The 18,577-nt window shown below is 40.1% G+C and carries 17 protein-coding genes, 6 tRNA genes and 1 other annotated feature; of the genes, 19 read left to right on the top strand and 4 right to left on the bottom strand.

The window, feature by feature from the left end; genetic code table 11:
* Window positions 1-27 precede the first annotated feature (27 nt).
* From csrA to luxS, 10 genes are all read left to right on the top strand, one after another.
* A complete protein-coding gene (gene csrA / locus BDD30_RS15265; protein WP_002209449.1) occupies window positions 28-213 on the top strand; it encodes a carbon storage regulator CsrA in 186 nt (61 codons plus the stop codon).
* Window positions 214-362: 149 nt separating this feature from the next.
* Complete coding sequence (locus BDD30_RS23640) at window positions 363-500, top strand: hypothetical protein (RefSeq protein WP_170152966.1); 138 nt, start codon at window positions 363-365, stop codon at window positions 498-500.
* Window positions 501-699: 199 nt separating this feature from the next.
* Window positions 700-792: transfer RNA gene (locus BDD30_RS15260), tRNA-Ser, on the top strand.
* Window positions 793-802: 10 nt separating this feature from the next.
* A tRNA-Arg gene (locus BDD30_RS15255) sits at window positions 803-879 on the top strand.
* A gap of 87 nt (window positions 880-966) precedes the next feature.
* Window positions 967-1,043: transfer RNA gene (locus tag BDD30_RS15250), tRNA-Arg, on the top strand.
* 87 nt (window positions 1,044-1,130) lie between these two features.
* Window positions 1,131-1,207 (top strand) — tRNA-Arg (locus BDD30_RS15245).
* Window positions 1,208-1,294: 87 nt separating this feature from the next.
* Window positions 1,295-1,371, top strand: a tRNA-Arg gene (locus BDD30_RS15240).
* An 85-nt stretch (window positions 1,372-1,456) separates the two neighbouring features.
* Window positions 1,457-1,533, top strand: a tRNA-Arg gene (locus BDD30_RS15235).
* A gap of 173 nt (window positions 1,534-1,706) precedes the next feature.
* Window positions 1,707-3,266 (top strand): glutamate--cysteine ligase, encoded by a 1,560-nt coding sequence (gshA, locus tag BDD30_RS15230; RefSeq protein WP_015835330.1) that lies wholly within the window; start codon window positions 1,707-1,709, stop codon window positions 3,264-3,266.
* A 150-nt stretch (window positions 3,267-3,416) separates the two neighbouring features.
* On the top strand, window positions 3,417-3,932 hold the full coding sequence (gene luxS / locus BDD30_RS15225) for an S-ribosylhomocysteine lyase (RefSeq protein ID WP_015835329.1): 516 nt from the start codon (window positions 3,417-3,419) through the stop codon (window positions 3,930-3,932).
* 163 nt (window positions 3,933-4,095) lie between these two features.
* Here the strand turns inward: luxS and BDD30_RS15220 are convergent, their stop codons facing one another.
* Window positions 4,096-5,388, bottom strand: a complete 1,293-nt coding sequence (locus BDD30_RS15220) for an HlyC/CorC family transporter (RefSeq protein WP_015835328.1) — start codon at window positions 5,386-5,388, stop codon at window positions 4,096-4,098.
* 40 nt (window positions 5,389-5,428) lie between these two features.
* A complete protein-coding gene (locus BDD30_RS15215) occupies window positions 5,429-6,220 on the bottom strand; it encodes a cytochrome C assembly family protein (RefSeq protein WP_015835327.1) in 792 nt (263 codons plus the stop codon).
* Window positions 6,221-6,405: 185 nt separating this feature from the next.
* Here BDD30_RS15215 and ffh point away from each other — a divergent pair, with 185 nt between their 5' ends.
* From ffh to BDD30_RS24740, 9 genes are all read left to right on the top strand, one after another.
* Window positions 6,406-7,767, top strand: a complete 1,362-nt coding sequence (gene ffh, locus BDD30_RS15210) for a signal recognition particle protein (RefSeq protein ID WP_015835326.1) — start codon at window positions 6,406-6,408, stop codon at window positions 7,765-7,767.
* Between the two features lie 136 nt (window positions 7,768-7,903).
* Entirely contained in the window at window positions 7,904-8,152 is a 249-nt protein-coding gene (gene rpsP / locus BDD30_RS15205; protein WP_015835325.1) for a 30S ribosomal protein S16, read from the top strand.
* Between the two features lie 18 nt (window positions 8,153-8,170).
* Window positions 8,171-8,719: a ribosome maturation factor RimM gene (rimM, locus tag BDD30_RS15200; protein ID WP_041382265.1), complete on the top strand. Its 549-nt coding sequence runs from the start codon at window positions 8,171-8,173 to the stop codon at window positions 8,717-8,719.
* A 39-nt stretch (window positions 8,720-8,758) separates the two neighbouring features.
* Entirely contained in the window at window positions 8,759-9,511 is a 753-nt protein-coding gene (trmD, locus tag BDD30_RS15195; RefSeq protein ID WP_015835323.1) for a tRNA (guanosine(37)-N1)-methyltransferase TrmD, read from the top strand.
* A gap of 64 nt (window positions 9,512-9,575) precedes the next feature.
* Complete coding sequence (gene rplS, locus BDD30_RS15190) at window positions 9,576-9,929, top strand: 50S ribosomal protein L19 (RefSeq protein WP_015835322.1); 354 nt, start codon at window positions 9,576-9,578, stop codon at window positions 9,927-9,929.
* 482 nt (window positions 9,930-10,411) lie between these two features.
* Window positions 10,412-11,218, top strand: coding sequence for an alpha/beta fold hydrolase (locus BDD30_RS15185; RefSeq protein WP_015835321.1), 807 nt, complete (start codon window positions 10,412-10,414; stop codon window positions 11,216-11,218).
* Between the two features lie 852 nt (window positions 11,219-12,070).
* Complete coding sequence (locus BDD30_RS15175; RefSeq protein ID WP_015835320.1) at window positions 12,071-13,165, top strand: 3-deoxy-7-phosphoheptulonate synthase; 1,095 nt, start codon at window positions 12,071-12,073, stop codon at window positions 13,163-13,165.
* A gap of 5 nt (window positions 13,166-13,170) precedes the next feature.
* A complete protein-coding gene (tyrA, locus tag BDD30_RS15170) occupies window positions 13,171-14,292 on the top strand; it encodes a bifunctional chorismate mutase/prephenate dehydrogenase (protein ID WP_015835319.1) in 1,122 nt (373 codons plus the stop codon).
* A gap of 84 nt (window positions 14,293-14,376) precedes the next feature.
* Window positions 14,377-14,502 (top strand): hypothetical protein, encoded by a 126-nt coding sequence (locus BDD30_RS24740; RefSeq protein WP_282958043.1) that lies wholly within the window; start codon window positions 14,377-14,379, stop codon window positions 14,500-14,502.
* Between the two features lie 1,807 nt (window positions 14,503-16,309).
* Here BDD30_RS24740 and BDD30_RS15165 read toward each other — a convergent pair.
* Complete coding sequence (locus tag BDD30_RS15165) at window positions 16,310-16,756, bottom strand: H-NS histone family protein (protein WP_015835317.1); 447 nt, start codon at window positions 16,754-16,756, stop codon at window positions 16,310-16,312.
* Window positions 16,757-17,223: 467 nt separating this feature from the next.
* On the bottom strand, window positions 17,224-18,381 hold the full coding sequence (gene pheA / locus BDD30_RS15160) for a bifunctional chorismate mutase/prephenate dehydratase (protein WP_015835316.1): 1,158 nt from the start codon (window positions 18,379-18,381) through the stop codon (window positions 17,224-17,226).
* A gap of 54 nt (window positions 18,382-18,435) precedes the next feature.
* Window positions 18,436-18,557, bottom strand: a sequence feature (Phe leader region).
* Window positions 18,558-18,577: the final 20 nt, after the last annotated feature.

The raw sequence follows: 18,577 nt of genomic DNA, 5'->3' as shown, positions 1-18,577 counted from the left end.
CTCTTTTAAATTTTCAAGGAGCAAAGAATGCTTATTCTGACTCGTCGAGTTGGTGAAACACTCATGATAGGCGATGAGGTAACAGTTACAGTACTGGGGGTTAAAGGTAACCAAGTTCGTATTGGTGTAAATGCCCCTAAAGAAGTTTCTGTTCACCGTGAAGAAATTTATCAGCGGATTCAGGCCGAAAAATCTCAGCCAACAACTTATTGACTCTAAGTTGGCGTCCTATCTCTGTCAGAACCGGGCGCCATTTTTGAGGTATTTCCCCCCTGTTAATATTCTGTGGAGCTTTATTCCTACCTATTATCGCCTCTTTTTTATAAGAAAAGGCAATTCCTATGATGTTATTGTAGTGAATAATGACTTATACCCTATGGATTTCAAGATGCATCGCGACGGCCAGGGAGCGAATCCCCGGGAGCATAGATAACTATGTGACTGGGGTGAGTGAGTGCAGCCAACAAAGAGGCAACTTGAAAGATAACGGGTATATATAAATTTCAATTTTGAGATAGTTTACAGCTGATAAAGCACACTTTCCGATGTTAAACTAGCCATCTTGTGTGTGAAGTGTTCAAACAAACACAGGTTTAGAAAAATTGTTTGACTTATAAGTCTGGGAAAGTAATATGTGCGCCACGCAGTGACGAGGAGCTTAAAAAAAAGTTCTTCGCCACGGTTCGAAAGAAAGCGTAAGGTGAGATGGCCGAGAGGCTGAAGGCGCTCCCCTGCTAAGGGAGTATGCGGTTAAGAGCTGCATCGAGGGTTCGAATCCCTCTCTCACCGCCATTTAAAGCACGCATCCATAGCTCAGCTGGATAGAGTACTCGGCTACGAACCGAGCGGTCGGAGGTTCGAATCCTTCTGGATGCGCCATATTTAACCTTGAGATGAATTCGTCCAAGGTGATATTCGGGTAATAAAAGCAATTTTGCCTTTTTACCGGAGTAACAAACAGAACACGCATCCATAGCTCAGCTGGATAGAGTACTCGGCTACGAACCGAGCGGTCGGAGGTTCGAATCCTTCTGGATGCGCCATACTTAACCTTGAGATGAAGTTATCCAAGGTGCCATTCAGGTAACCAAAGCAAATTTGCCTTTTTACCGGAGTAACAAACAGACCACGCATCCATAGCTCAGCTGGATAGAGTACTCGGCTACGAACCGAGCGGTCGGAGGTTCGAATCCTTCTGGATGCGCCATACTTAACCTTGAGATGAAGTTATCCAAGGTGCCATTCAGGTAACCAAAGCAAATTTGCCTTTTTACCGGAGTAACAAACAGAACACGCATCCATAGCTCAGCTGGATAGAGTACTCGGCTACGAACCGAGCGGTCGGAGGTTCGAATCCTTCTGGATGCGCCATATTAACCTTGAGGTAAAGTCATTCAAGGTACCATTCAGGTAATCAAAGCAATTTGCCTTTTTACCGGAGTAACAAACAGACCACGCATCCATAGCTCAGCTGGATAGAGTACTCGGCTACGAACCGAGCGGTCGGAGGTTCGAATCCTTCTGGATGCGCCATATCAAGCCCCAGCTAAACAGCTGGGGCTTTTGTTTCTATTCCTTTCCATAACCAGCTTCCTAATATGGAACTGAAACGTTTTGGCTTATATATCTAATCAGCGACAATTCGGCTTGTTTAATATAAAGTAAACGCTTATAAAAATTCTTCTAAAACACTACGGGAGGTCGAATTGATCCCGGACGTATCAAAAGCTCTGTCATGGTTAGAGGCGCATCCGACAATTTTAAAGGGAATTCGTCGCGGTGTTGAACGTGAAACATTGCGTGTTACTCCAGATGGTCATTTGGCAGTAACGAAGCATCCAGCAGCACTTGGCGTAGCGCTTACGCATAAATGGATTACTACTGACTTTGCAGAGTCATTGTTAGAATTCATAACACCAGTTGATAGTGACGTTAAAAATACTATTTCGTTTCTTAGAGATATTCATCGTCATACAGCGCGTATGTTGGATAAAGAAAAAATGTGGCCTTTGAGTATGCCATGTTTTATTGATGCGGAAGAAAACATCACTCTGGCTCAGTATGGCACATCGAATATTGGTCGTTATAAGACTTTATACCGCGAAGGTTTGAAGAATCGTTATGGCGCTCTAATGCAGACCATCTCGGGGGTTCATTATAATTTTTCATTACCAATTGAATTTTGGCAGGCATGGGCAGGCGTTGAAGATGCGGAGAGTGGTAAGGATAAGATCTCTGATGGTTATTTCCGCCTGATCCGTAACTATTATCGCTTTGGGTGGGTGATCCCGTATCTGTTTGGTGCTTCTCCGGCGATTTGTTCTTCATTCTTGCGTGGTAGACAGACTTCTTTGCCTTTTGAACAAATAGAAGAGGGGACTTGTTATCTGCCTTATGCGACTTCATTGAGGATGAGTAACTTAGGATATACCAATAAATCACAGAGCGATCTGAATATTACGTTTAATAACTTACGAACCTATGTAGCGGAACTGAAAAAAGCCATTCATAAACCTTCTGAAGAGTTTGCTAAGTTGGGAGTTAAGCAAGGTAATAAACATATTCAGCTCAATACAAATGTCTTACAGATTGAAAATGAGTTGTATGCACCGATCCGGCCTAAGCGTGTCACAAAAGAGAATGAATCGCCTTCTGATGCTTTACTGCGTGGGGGCGTGGAATATATTGAAGTCCGTTCATTGGATATTAATCCATTCACAGCGATTGGTGTCGATGAAACACAAATTCGGTTTCTTGATCTATTCTTAATATGGTGTGTGCTTGCTGAAGCGCCGGAAATGAGCAGTGATGAGTTGGATTGTTGCCGCAAAAATTGGGATAGGGTAATCCTTGAAGGACGTAAACCAGGGCAAGTGATTGGTCTTGGTTGTGGAAATGTAGAAGAGCCATTAACAAAAGTTGGCAAAAAATTATTCAATGACTTGAAACGGGTTGCTGTAATATTGGATAGTTGTTCTGGTTCGCAATATCGGAAGGTTTGCGAAGGATTGATTGCTATGTTTGATGATTCATCACTGACGTTATCGGCTCGTGTGCTGGAAAAAATGAAAACTCAAGGTATTGGTAGTTTTGGGTTAGAGTTGGCAGATGAATATCATCAGCAATTGATTAATGAAGAATATGAGGTTATTAGCGACGAACAGTTTGCTATAGAACGCCGAGCCTCCGTGGAACGGCAAGACGCGTTGGAACGAGAAGATACCATTAGTTTTGATGAATATCTGAAACAACAGGCAGGATGCTAGGAAAGAAAATGGCCACTGAGTAAAAGTGGCCAAATAGAATTTTTTAGAAATAGAGATAATAATCACGCGTCTTTCATTCTTTACAATCGGTGGCAGATGAAAAGGTTTCATTTGTTTGTAAAAATCTGAATTTTTTATGGAGATGAAGAAATGCCTTTACTGGATAGTTTCACTGTTGATCATACTCGTATGGCTGCACCTGCTGTAAGAGTTGCTAAGACCATGAATACTCCTCATGGTGATACCATCACAGTTTTTGACTTACGTTTCTGTGTACCGAATGAAGAGGTTATGCCTGAGAAGGGCATTCATACACTTGAACATTTATTTGCTGGTTTTATGCGCAATCACCTCAATGGTGAAGGGGTTGAAATTATTGATATATCGCCAATGGGATGTCGAACAGGTTTTTATATGAGCTTGATTGGTGCCCCGGCAGAAATCCGTGTAGCAGATGCGTGGAAAGCGGCTATGGCTGATGTCTTAAAAGTGAAAGATCAGAGTCAGATTCCAGAGCTGAATGTTTATCAGTGCGGTACTTATCACATGCATTCATTGACAGAAGCTCAGGATATTGCGCGCCATATTCTTGATTCGGATGTTCGTGTTAATAAGAATGATGAATTAGCATTGCCAGAAGAAAAACTGACAGAATTGCGTGTGTAGTTCGGTAGTGATGATATTTCGGATTCCTGAGATAAGATATTAGAGGAATATGCTGTTGGAGGCGGGTTACGTACCTCCAACGGTATGGGGTTCTTTTCAGCAGTTATTTGGCAAAAACCACAGCTGATGAAGTGGAAAACCTCGTCGATAGAGCGGGGAGCAGTTATGTTGTTTGTGCTTCTTGTTCAGGAAGTTGGCTAACAGGTGTTACTCGAACTTGTTTAATGACGTTATCGTTCATTGAAAGTACTTCAAAATTATATCCACCAATTTGTACTTGTACATTGAGAGAAGGTATTTCTCCTAATTCTTCAAGTACCATACCATTGACAGTTCGTGGTCCATCAACAGGCAAGGCCCAGTCAAAAACTTTATTCAATTCGCGGATATTGGTTGTTCCGTCAACTAAAACAGTCCCATCACTTTGTGGTAAAACTTCTTCAGACAGGGAAGGAGACATTGATGTTGTAAAATCACCAACAATTTCTTCGAGGATATCCTCAACAGTTACCAGCCCTTGAATATCACCGTATTCATCAACGGTCAGTCCGGCTTTTTCCTTATTGCGTTGAAAGTTCACCAATTGGACATTAAGTGGTGCGCTGATCGGGACATAGTAGATTTTATCCGCTGCTTTAATCAAATTCCTTTTAGTGAACTCTTTTTTCTCTGTCATTAGTCGGTAAGCTTCACGCACCCGGAGCATACCAATAGCATCATCAAGTGAATCACGATAAAGCACAATCCGACCATGAGGTGAGTGAGTTAACTGTCGTATGATGGATTTCCAGTCGTCATTAATATCAATACCAACAATTTCATTACGGGGAACCATAATGTCGCTAATCGTTATTTTTTCCAGATCCAAAATTGAAATCAGCATATCCTGATTATGCCGTGATAGCTTAGCATCTGATTCATTAACAATAGTACGCAATTCATCTTTACTGATTGCATCCCTAGAGCCAATAGGGTGTTTGATACCAAGGCAACGCATTAACATCAAAGTGGTTTTATTCAGTAGCCAAACTAACGGCATCATGATTTTCTGTAATGGCTGTAGCAGAAAACTGCTCGGAAAAGCGATCCTTTCAGGGTAGAGGGCTGCTATTGTTTTTGGCATAACTTCAGAAAATATCAACACGACAAAGGTTAGAACACCTGTTGCGATAGCAACTCCGGCATTGCCATAAAGACGCATGCCAATGATAGTAGCGAGTGCTGAGGCTAGAATATTAACCAGGTTATTGCCGATAAGAATCAGGCTTATCAGTCTGTCAGGGTGACGAAGTAATGCTTCAACTCTGCGAGCAGGACGGCTTCCTTGCTTTGCCAGATGACGTAAGCGGTAGCGGTTTAGTGTCATCACACCTGTCTCTGAAGCGGAGAAGTATGCAGAAACAATAAGCATAATGATTAAAATAATAATTAATGTGCTTGTTGAGACATGCTCCAAAGCAGGTTTCCTTCTAACTATTGATTGACCATCATGATTTTTAATAAATCATGATTTCCTGTAGAAATCGGCTACCAAAATAGGCAAGTGTCAGGGTAAATGCACCAATTAGGTTAAACCAGATGACTCGTTTCCCGCGCCATCCATCATGGTAATGACCCCATAATAAAACAATGTAGACAAACCAGGCGATGATAGACAAGACTGCTTTATGGATATTTTCCTTACTGAAAATATTATCCATATAAAGAATGCCAGTGCAGAGTGTCAGAGTCAGTAATATTACGCCAACCTGAGTGATATGGAACATCTTGCGTTCAATGAACATCAATGGTGGCATATTTTGAATAAAAGTCAGTTTCTTATTTTTCAGCTTATGATCTAGCCACCCAAGCTGTAAAGCATACAGCGCGGCAATGAGTAAAGTCGCATAACCAAGAAGCGCTAGCCCAATATGAATGGATAATTCAAGGCTAGCCTCTAAATGGGTAATAAATTCACCTGGCATAAGGCTAGCTAATGCCAGATTTATTATGGCAAAACTATATACTATGGGCAGCAGAAACCAGGCACGACCATGGGAAGCGACAATTGTCATTATGATACAGATGAGCAAACTGACAATAGAACCTAAGTTCAGTAGTGTGAGGTTTTGCCCACTGCCGACGCGAAAGATTTGGTATTTAAGCGCAATAGCATGACAAATTAAGGCTACAATCGCAGAAATCAATGCCAGTCTGCGGTATCCATTCGGTTTCTGCAGCAAGCCGGGAATAATCAGTACCAGGCTGAATAAATAAGCGAGTAGAGCAATTATAAAGAATACTGGCATAGCGTTAGTCGTTTTAACGATAGTTTTAGGTTGAACCAAGCTTAAGTATAGCGCTAGCAAGGATAGCCTCCAACCGTTGTTAATTCATCCGTGCAAATCTCCGTGCAGAGATCCCTTTATCATCGTGTTATAATTTTCAGAATACGCTTTACAGGCAGCCCATTTTTAAAAATTGAGCAGAGACAATGTTTGATAATTTAACCGACAGACTATCGCGCACGTTGCGCAATATCAGTGGCCGTGGGCGACTGACTGAAGACAATATTAAAGAAACACTGCGCGAAGTTCGCATGGCTTTACTTGAGGCTGATGTTGCATTGCCTGTAGTGCGTGACTTTATTTCGTGCGTTAAAGAGAGTGCAGTAGGCCACGAAGTTAACAAGAGCCTTACACCTGGTCAGGAATTTGTCAAAATTGTTCAGAATGAACTGGTCAAGGCGATGGGAGAAGTTAACAGTGAACTGAATCTCTCTACTCAGACTCCAGCTGTTGTATTAATGGCAGGTTTGCAAGGTGCGGGTAAAACAACCAGTGTTGCTAAACTGGGTAACTTTCTAAAAGGAAGACAGAAGAAAAAAGTTTTAGTTGTATCTGCGGATGTTTATCGTCCAGCCGCTATTAAACAGCTTGAAACATTGGCGCAAACGGTCGGCATCGATTTCTTCCCTTCTGATGCTCAGGAGAAACCCGTTGATATCGTGATGAAAGCTGTACAGCACGCTAAGTTGAAATTCTATGACGTGCTTTTAGTAGATACCGCTGGTCGTCTGCATGTTGACGAAGCCATGATGGATGAAATCAAACAAGTTCATGAAATCATCAATCCGGTAGAAACCTTATTTGTCGTTGATGCTATGACCGGGCAGGACGCCGCTAATACGGCAAAAGCTTTCAATGAAGCATTGCCTCTGACAGGTGTTGTATTGACTAAAGTCGATGGTGATGCTCGTGGCGGTGCTGCGTTGTCTATTCGCCATATTACCGGTAAGCCGATCAAATTTTTGGGAGTTGGTGAAAAAACTGATGCACTGGAACCTTTCCACCCGGATCGTATTGCATCTCGTATTCTTGGAATGGGGGATGTTCTTTCCCTGATTGAAGAGATTGAAAGTAAAGTTGATCGTACTCAGGCAGAAAAGCTGGCTTCCAAACTGAAGAAAGGCGATGGTTTCGATCTAAATGATTTTCTGGACCAACTTAAGCAGATGCGCAATATGGGCGGCATGGCCAGCATGTTAAGTAAAATGCCGGGGATGTCTCAAGTGCCAGATGCAGTGAAATCCCAGATGGATGATAAAGTGCTGGTGAAAATGGAAGCTATTATAAATTCGATGACGCGTAAGGAGCGGGAAAAACCAGAAATTATCAAAGGCTCCCGTAAGCGCCGTATTGCTAATGGTTCCGGTACCCAGGTTCAGGATGTTAACCGCCTGCTTAAACAATTCGATGAAATGCAGCGCATGATGAAGAAAATGAAAAAAGGTGGTCTGGCGAAAATGATGCGTGGCATGAAAGGCATGATGCCACCCGGATTTATGGGCCGCTAATTGATAAAGTCTCGAAGAATATTCACTTTGGATTGCTTTTTGCGCCAAAGTGAGTAAACTTTTCGGGCTTTTTATCTGACAACCGGACTTCATTCCTCGATGAAGTCTGGTTGTTTTGTTAACTAATGAGGATGTTATGGTAACAATTCGTTTAGCTCGTGGCGGCGCTAAAAAGCGTCCGTTTTACCAAGTAGTAGTGACCGATAGCCGCAGTCCGCGTGATGGTCGCTTTATTGAGCGCGTTGGTTTCTTCAACCCTATTGCAACAGGGAAAGCAGAAGTACTGCGTTTAGATCTGGACCGTATCGAACATTGGATTGGTCTGGGTGCAACAGTGTCTGATCGTGTTTCTACACTGATCAAAGACGCAAAAAAAGCAGCTTAATCTGTCGCGGTGGTAACTATGAGCAAACAAGCCAATTTTGAGCTTCCTGTGAAACCAATTGTATTGGGAAAATTAGGTTCGGCTTATGGTATTCGTGGTTGGCTCAGAGTTTTTTCTTCCACCGAACATGCCGAAAACATTTTTGAGTATCAACCGTGGTTTATCCAACGGGCAGGTCGATGGCAGCACATCGAATTGGAAGCCTGGAAACACCATAATCAAGATATGGTCATCAAAATTAAAGGTATTGATGATCGGGATGCTGCGAATTTACTGACTAATTGTGAAATTATCGTAGATTCAGAGCAACTACCGGAGCTGGATGCAGGTGATTACTACTGGAAGGACCTTATGGGGTGTCAGGTAGTGAACACAGCAGGTTATAGCCTGGGTACTATCAGTGACATGATGGAAACCGGTTCTAATGACGTGATGGTAGTTAAAGCAAACCTGAAAGATGCATTCGGTATCAAGGAGCGGTTAATCCCGTTTCTTGATGGGCAGGTTATCAAGAAAGTCGATCTCGCTACTAAAACTATTGAAGTAGACTGGGATCCTGGTTTTTAAACTCCGGTTATAAACGGTTGAAATGAGTGGGACACTGTAATGTGGATTGGGGTTATTAGCCTGTTTCCTGAAATGTTCCGCGCAATAACCGATTATGGGGTAACTGGCCGGGCAGTAAAAAATGGCCTGCTAAGTATTGAGTGCTGGAGTCCGAGGGATTTTACCTATGACCGGCATCGTACCGTTGACGACCGGCCTTATGGCGGTGGTCCAGGCATGTTGATGATGGTTCAGCCCTTACGGGAAGCTATTCATACAGCAAAAACTGCGGCAGGCGAAGGTGCGAAAGTGATTTATCTTTCACCTCAGGGACGCAAACTTAATCAACAGGGAGTTTGTGAGCTGGCAACAAATGAGAAACTGATTCTGATTTGTGGTCGCTATGAAGGGATAGATGAGCGGGTCATTCAAACTGAGATTGACGAAGAGTGGTCTATCGGTGATTACGTGCTTAGTGGCGGTGAAATCCCTGCGATGGCTATGATTGACTCCGTTTCCCGGTTTATTCCGGGAGTTCTGGGGCATCAGTCATCGGCAGAAGAAGACTCTTTTGCTGATGGATTACTGGATTGTCCGCACTATACCCGCCCAGAGGTATTAGATGGTATGGCGGTTCCGTCGGTTCTGCTGTCGGGTAACCATGCTGAGATTAATCGCTGGCGTATGAAACAGTCGCTTGGCCGGACTTGGCTTAGAAGACCTGAACTTCTGGAAAACCTAGCTCTGACTGACGAGCAGAGGATATTGCTAGTAGAGTTCCAACAGGAATATCTGACTAAGGCAATAAGTTAATCCAGACATATCCCTGAAGGGAATGTCTTTGATATATCAGTTTACCTAGGGTAAGAGAGTTATTATGAGCAACATTATTAAACAGCTTGAACAAGAGCAGATGAAGCAAGACGTACCTTCGTTCCGTCCGGGTGACACCGTGGAAGTTAAGGTATGGGTCGTAGAAGGTTCTAAGAAGCGTCTGCAAGCATTCGAGGGCGTGGTTATTGCTATCCGTAACCGCGGTTTGCACTCTGCATTCACTGTTCGCAAGATTTCTAACGGCGAAGGCGTTGAGCGTGTATTCCAGACTCACTCCCCAGTCGTAGACAGCATCAATGTTAAACGTCGTGGTGCTGTTCGTAGAGCTAAACTGTACTATCTGCGTGAGCGTTCTGGTAAGGCTGCTCGTATTAAAGAGCGTCTGAGCAGCAAATAATACGCTTTCGTTACATCCGAAAGTTATTGTTAAAGAGGTCAGCGGTTGCTGACCTCTTTTTTTATTCTCAACTTAAAACCTCGTTTTGCGGGAGTGGTCATCAATTTGGTTTTGGCTCTCCTGTATTTTTAATTCTTGTAATGAAGAATCAGGTTAAATGCGGGCGGGTTTTTAGCGAATCTTTGATTACACTCCTGAGAGTGTAATCAATGCCGCCTTGTATAAAGGGGGATTTTTGATCATCGATAAATCATTCGACAATATATTATTACTAGATCGTAATAATCTTAAAGACAATTATTTTGAGAATTTTAGAATAATTTTAAACATGATTAACTAACTATACCCAATAGATTTCGAGTTGCAGCGCGACGGCAAGTGAACGAATCCCCAGGAGCATAGATAACTCTGTGACTGGGGTGAGTGAAAGCAGCCAACAAAGCAGCAACTTGAAGGATGAAGGGTATATAAGAGGATTTGCTTTGAAAACTTTTCAAATACATAACAAAACGATGGCTTACCGAGATGAGGGTGAAGGTTTCCCGTTATTACTGGGGCATAGCTATTTGTTTGATTCTACTATGTGGGAGCCTCAGATCGAGGCCCTAAGTAAAAAATACCGGGTGATTGCTCCTGATCTCTGGGGACATGGAAACTCGGGAGAGCTACCAGAACAACATAGCACGTTAGCTGATTTAGCTCGGGATTACCTGGCGTTGATGGATCAACTTGGCATTAAAGAATTCGCTATCATTGGTTTATCTGCTGGTGGTATGTGGGGAATTGAGTTGGTAGCTATGGCACCGGACAGAGTTAAGGCACTGGTTTTGATGGATACCTTTGTCGGATTAGAGCCGGAGGTGACTCATACAAAATACTTTGCCATGTTGGATGCGATAGAGCAGGTTGGTGCAATTCCTCAATCTATTTTGCAACAACAGATAGTTCCAGCCTTCTTTAGCCAGCAACCGGCTCAGCATTTGGTTGATGAATTAACTCAGCGTCTGGTAGCCATTCCTGCGGAAGTATTGCGTAATAGTATTGTTCCATTAGGTAGAATAATATTTGGGCGTGAAGATAGAACACATTTGTTGGAAAAACTAGATATCCCCTCGCTGGTTATTACGGGGGAACAAGATACGCCTCGTCCGCCTCTGGAGGGTTATTTGATGGCTGAAATACTGCACTGTGATCATATTATTATCCAAGATGCAGGGCATATTTCCACATTGGAGCAACCACATAAAGTTAATCAGGAACTGGTTGCTTTCTTACAGCAGGCTCTGTAATGAATATTTTAATGAGAAGGTCGGATCTCCCCTGAGGTATCCCCATAAAACGAGACAGGCATGGAGTTTTATTATCTTATTGATTTTATTTGAGATTAAATGAGATAACTCTATGCTTGCTCGTTCATTTTAATTGACAGGAGCAGTTACCCCGGTGAAGCCTTTCAGTTACTGCGTGCTAGTGCCAGCTTTGCCTGTGATGGCCGCTCCATCCCGCTAATGAGCCGTGTGGTTCCAAAAAGTCAGTGACGCAGTGAAAAGAGCGACAGACAAATCCTGTTATTGGGGGAAGGTATGCGAGGGAAATACGGGAGTACCCAACATCGGGGATATTTTTATCTTTGTTATCTATGCTCCTGGGGATGCGTTCACTTGCCGCCGCGCTGCAACTCGAAATCTATTGGGTATAAATTTAATATTTTATTAGTATAATTTTATATCAATAAATTTAGATTTTTTATTTTGAGCATTAATTGCAATATTCATATTATTTATTTTTGGTAATGAAAAGGGATAAATATCTTATTTTCTCTTGATGATTTTAAATATATAGAAATAACAACAAAATATTACCACTTTGTCTTGGTATTAATTTCTTTTGGGAAAACATATTTCTATTTAAAAATAATAATTATTTTTAATATATTTGTTAATGAGATAATTTCATTTTGTTAATAAATATTGGTTGTATATTTATTTTTAGGCTAAACTCTCATTTTTGTAAACTATTATTTACGTTATTTTGGTTTTATTTACATATTTGGATTGTATTCTTTACTTCGTGTGATATGTTATCGGTCAGATAGATAAAAATAAATTAATACAGAATGTCAATTGGAGGAGGTAACTGAAATGATCATGCAAAAAGATGCGCTAAATAATGTTCACATCAAAGATGAGCAAATTCTCATAACTCCCGAAAGATTAAAGCAACAGTATCCATTGAATGATAGTGATCTGCATACTATTGCAAATGCACGTAAGATAATTGCTGATATTATTCAGCGACGCGATCCTCGTTTACTGGTGGTGTGTGGTCCTTGCTCTATTCATGACGTGGATGCAGCTTTGGATTATGCCCACCGTTTGACAGCACTTTCTTCTGAATTAAGTGATAATCTGTATATAGTGATGCGTGTCTATTTTGAAAAACCTCGTACAACAGTGGGTTGGAAAGGTCTTATTAATGATCCATTTATGGATGGCTCATTTAATGTTGAAGCTGGTTTGCATATTGCTCGTCGTTTACTAATTAGTTTAGTGAAAATGAGATTACCTCTTGCAACAGAAGCTTTAGATCCGAATATTCCACAATATTTGGGAGATTTGTTTAGTTGGGCAGCAATTGGAGCAAGAACGACTGAATCTCAGACACATCGGGAAATGGCTTCTGGCCTATCTATGCCTATTGGTTTTAAGAATGGAACCGATGGTAGTTTGAGTACAGCTATTAATGCGATGCGCGCAGCTGCTATGCCACACCGTTTTATGGGAATAAACCAGTCGGGGCAAGTATGTTTATTACAAACACATGGTAACCCGAATGGACATGTCATATTGCGTGGTGGCAAGACACCTAATTACAGCGCTGAACATGTAATGGAATGTGAACAGCAAATGATACAGTCTGGATTATTACCATCCTTGATGATTGATTGTAGCCACGGTAACTCTAATAAAGATTTTCGTCGCCAAAGTTTAGTTTTGGATTCTGTAGCAGAGCAAATTGTTTCCGGTAATCAATCAATTACCGGTGTTATGTTGGAAAGCCATATTAATGAGGGTAATCAATCTTCTGAACAATCTCGTAGTGAAATGAAATATGGTGTATCAGTAACCGACGCTTGTATTAATTGGCAAACTACAGAAGCGATTTTGAGAAAATTGCATCAGCAAATCAGCTCACAATTGCCGCAAAGAATTATGGCAATGAAAAAAGCAGGGTAATAAATATGGTCGTTGAATTATCTCAATTGCGGGATCAGATTGATGAAGTGGATAAAGCTTTGCTGGGTTTGTTGGCAAAGCGTCTGGAATTGGTTGCAGAGATTGGTGAGGTAAAAAGCCGGAATGGGCTGCCAATTTATGCACCTGACAGAGAAATGGCGATGCTTGCTGCACGTCGGCAGGAGGCTGAAGAGTTTGGTGTTCCACCGGATTTAATTGAAGATATTCTGCGCCGCATTATGCGCGAGTCCTACACCAGTGAAAATAACAAAGGGTTTAAACCGCTTTGTCCGCAATTGGGACCGATAGTCATTGTTGGTGGTTTGGGCAAAATGGGGAAACTGTTTGGTCGCTTGTTAACATTGTCTGGTTATGAAGTCAGAAATTTGGAACCACAGGATTGGCCTGACGCAGAGCAGATTCTGGCGGGAGTGGGTATGGTGATTATCAGTGTACCTATTCATTTGACAGAAGAGGTTATTCGCCGTTTACCGCCATTACCTGACCATTGCATTTTGGTGGATTTGGCGTCTGTTAAACAGCAGCCATTACAGGCGATGCTTGATGTGCATAAAGGTCCGGTATTGGGATTACATCCTATGTTTGGGCCGGATGTCGGTAGTTTTGCAAAACAAGTTGTTGTTTACTGTGATGGTCGTCAGCGGGAAGCTTATCAGTGGTTTTTGGAACAACTGTTGGTTTGGGGGGCTTGTTTATACCAGATAAATCCTGAACAGCATGATAAAAGTATGAGCTTTATTCAAGCATTACGCCATTTCACAACTTTTGTTTACGGGAAACATCTTGCACAGGAAGGCGCTGATTTACAGCAATTATTATCAATATCCTCGCCAATTTACCGGTTAGAACTCATTATGGTCGGGCGGTTATTTGCACAGGACCCTCAGCTTTACGCTGATATTATTATGTCATCACCAGAGAATATTGATTTGATACGTCGTTATCATCAAAGTTTTGGACAAGCGTTAGAGATATTGGAAAGTCGGGACAAACGGGCTTTTGTCAGCAGTTTTGAAGATGTTAGTGCATGGTTTGGTGATTATGCACCTCATTTTATGAGAGAGAGCAGGGTATTGCTTCAACAAGCGAATGATAGCCGCCAATAATTAAAAAGAACCGGATATATACCCAATAGATTTCGAGTTGCAGCGCGACGGCAAGTGAACGAATCCCCGAGCATAGATAACTCTGTGACCGGGGTGAGTGAGTGCAGCCAACAAAGAGGCAACTTGAAAGATGACGGGTATAACAGTACCCGGTTCAAACTGTTGGCAAGTTTAATTGTATTAATGAGGGTGAAAAGCTTTGCGGATTAGATCATATTAAAGACATAAAATAGAGGAATAGTTTAATTAAACCGTAGAAAAGCAATGCTATTGGACGGATTGAAATCGTGTAAAGCGAGTTTAAACTGGCGTATTTAAGGTATTTAATTTTACATAGTAAATGTGCAATATAATAATGTTTAAAGTAACTGAATTATTATTGGGTTAAATTATTTTTTTTTCGGACTTTGTTATGCCGATTTTTATCATCGATATATTTAACTGATTTAAAAAAAGTTTATCCCTTGGTTGAAAGCGTTATTAAAGATGGCTTCTTTTTGGAGATATATTTTCTGGTAAATAGATAAATCTATTCATATTTTCTTTTACCTTTTTTTCGGAGGATGTAAGCATTAACAAAAGCGATTTTTATTTCTTATGTTTTCACTGATGGTTTTATGATAGACGGTTTTCACGTTGCTATTAAAAGTCATGGTGTTAACTTTTGGATTTAATCGGTATAAGGTTTTAATCGTGTTTTTATCCCCTTTAACGTCTGCTTTTTAGATGGTAAATGAATCAGGGGGAGAAAAATCTGAACTGGATTTAATCTGACAGATACCTGTATAAATAACCGGTAATTGTTAGAGCTGAGATAATATAGATTTTAACCGTTATTTTCTCCTCGTTTAATGCCATTTTTATTAATTTTAACCATTATGGTATGTCGTGTTTTACTCTCAATGAATATTAATCATATGCTTTTTAAGCATTAACAAAAGCGATTTTTATTTCTTATGTTTTCACTGATGGTTTTATGATAGACGGTTTTCACTCTGTTATTAAAAGCCATGGTGTTAACTTTTGTATTTAATCGGTATAAGGTTTAATCGTGTTTTTATCCCCTTTAACGTTTGTTTTTTAGATGGTAAATGAATCAGAGGCAGAAAAATCTGAACTGGATTTAATCTGACAGATACCTGTATAAATAACCGGTGATTGTTAGAGCTGAGATAATATAGATTTTAACCGTTGTTTTCTCCTCGTTTAATGCCATTCTTATTAAATTTAACCATTATGATATGTCGTGTTTTACGCTCAATGAACATTAATCATATGCTTTTTAAGCATTAACAAAAGCGATTTTTATTTCTTGTGTTTTCACTGATGGTTTTATGATAGGCCGTTTCTACGCTGTTATTAAAAGTCATGGTGTTAACTTCTGGATTTAATCGGTATAAGGTTTTGATAGTATTTTTACCCTTTTTCATTGCATTGTTTTTATAATTTGCTTCGTAAAGTAATGGTGAAAAAATACCTGAATATTAGCCCGTTAGGATAATATTTTTTTTACGTGTTGATCTCTTTTCAACTTTCTGTTAATGGTTGATGGATTTTAATTAAGTACAATTAACTTTCTTGCTGAAAAATTGCATTAATTGGGTTAAATCTGTCTTTATATAAAAACATTAATCTTTCTATATTCGTGATTTTATACCCAATAGATTTCAAGATGCATCGCGACGGCAAGGGAGCGAATCCCCGGGAGCATAGATAACTATGTGACCGGGGTGAGTGAGTGCAGCCAACAAAGAGGCAACTTGAAAGATAACAGGTATAAATGGTTATGTCAGATTAAGTTGAGACTAATACAGGGCCATTTTTAAGTGTTTTGTACCTTTTAAAAATTTGGTATTAATGGAAACCTGTTTTTTTAACACTTGTTTGACGAATAGCTTAATTAATCACTAATAAAAAGGCGCTTGCGATCGCCTCAAAAAGCAAATGCAAGCAAAAAAGAAGTAAATAATATTAATCAGATAATAAGTCTGAGAGGCTATTCTCATTCCGAGGTTTTTTATTTTGTAATTAGAAATTCATTTAATGAATGGCCTTCATTGAGTAATTTTTGTAAACCTAATGGTTTTTTTCCGTTTCCTGACCAGTATTTAATTTCTCCATTTTCGTTAAATTGATACTTAGGTTTTCTCGTCTTTCCTTTTCTTGCATTTGATTTTTTAGGCTTAAAATCAGAGAGGGTAATAGGTGTGTTAATAGTATTAATATTAAGGCCGATTTCTTCAATCATTTTTAATATTTCTAAACGTTTTTGTTCTTTTTGCTCTGCTTCTAAACTCATTAATCTGAAGGTTTCTTTACTTTCTTGAACGACTATCTCTAATGTTTTGTAAACATCTTCTAACCATTCAACATCTTTTGTTTGAGCAAACTTTCTTAATGAGGTTATTCTTGATAAATGTGCTGATACAATATTATATTCTTGTTCTATGGTTAATGTTGTCATTTTGTCACCTTGTTAATAAGTTTAAAATCTATCTTTCCTGATGTTTTCTCTTCCCGTGTCAGTATAACACCGAATTTTTTACTTGCTTTAAAAAATCTTTAATCATTTCTATTTTACCTTTAATGATTAAAGTTTTTGCCTTCTTTTTCGTGATATGCTGATTGTTTTTTTCGATATTAAAACCGAGGTGATAGATGAAAAGCGATTTTTATTAACATCGATTTTATCACATTCAGATAAAACGTATTTAACCCTACGTGAATAAGTGGAAATTTTTTAATTCCTTGTTTTCAGATGGCAGGAAAAGCGATAACTCAGATTATTTAATCTGAGTTATCGAGATTTAAGAAATAAATAAAGAACCTTAAACCAAAAGATTAAAGGCAGTAAAAGTTTTCTCATTGGTAATCTAAAATATTAAAAACCAATAATCTGAACCGGATATTTTAATATCCGGTTCTTTTTAATCAGGAAGGGTTAACTGGTACTACACTTTCTGTCGGGTAGCAACCTAGTACCTTTAGTGAGTGAGTAATTTCTGCTAATGTTTTTAAGACGTGCTGCATGTTGATTGAGCGCAGATTGGCTTGAACATCAATGTAAAACATCTCTTCCCATGGATTTCCATTAATTGGGCGGGATTCCAGTTTGCTCATAATAATATTATGTTTTTTTAGAATCATAAGTGCATCCACTAATGCACCAGCTTGTTGCCCGGTTGCCATAATAAACGTCGTTTTGGCTGGTACATGCTCTGAAACATCAATAGGCTGGCGAGCAACGATGATGAAACGAGTAATATTGTGTGAATGGTTTGCCAAATTTTGGGCTAGAACTTGTAATCGATAAAGTGCACCGCCAGCTTCACTGCCTAAGGCTGCGATATTTGGTGAGTTCTCTTCAGCTACCCTTTGCATAGCTGCGGCAGTGCTTTCGCAATATTCAATTTTCCAATGCGGGAATTGATTAATATATTGGCTACATTGTTGGAACGGCTGAGGATGACTGTAAACGGTTTTTATCTGCGAGAGTTCCGTATCGTTTGCAACCAGCAGGCAATGATTAATAGGAATTTTTATTTCTCCTACAATTGATAGGCTGGTGTGTTGCAACAAGTCATAAACATCATTGATAGAGCCAGAGCTGGTGTTTTCAATCGGTAATATGCCGTAATCAGCTTGACCTGTTTCGACCAAAGAGAAAATATCCTGGAACTTGTGGCAACTGCATTCAACTAATTGATCAAAATGACGTGCCGCATATTGGCGAGCGGCAATATGAGAATAGGAACCACGAGGCCCAAGGAATGCGATGCGGGCTGTATCGTAAGGTGTTTGATTAAGGTGTTGCTGCAATAATGCTTGTTGCGTAAGTACGGAATCTTCGATAATCGTTTGAAACAGGCGAGTGATATAAAAACCATCAAGTCCGTGATTTTTTCCTTTTGTAATTAGAACATCTAGTAGTTCCCGTTCACGATCCTTATCTCTGATAGGGCGATTACACTGTAGTTTAGTCTGTGCAATATCAGAAGCTAATTTGCGACGTTCTGCCAGTAAAATCAGTAACTTTAAATCAAGGTCGCTGACTTTTTTCCGTATGTGCAGCAAATTGTTTTGATCCATAATGAGTTCCTAATTGGTTATTCATATTCTGAGAATAATATGTTTGCAGTGGACAGAAAAAAGCCTCCCAATTTGGGAGGCTAACTGTTCGTCTTCTTGTTCTTTCTTAAACGATGAAAGCCTCCCTTAGGGGAATATGAAAAAAGAAAGAGAAGAAAAACAGGTTTGCATTCATTGTACTTACCATCTGCATAAA

The organism is Photorhabdus asymbiotica (assembly GCF_003634575.1).
Lineage (GTDB): Bacteria > Pseudomonadota > Gammaproteobacteria > Enterobacterales > Enterobacteriaceae > Photorhabdus > Photorhabdus asymbiotica.
The sequence above is the reverse complement of the archived record's forward strand: the minus strand, read 5'-3'. Positions and strand labels throughout refer to the sequence as shown.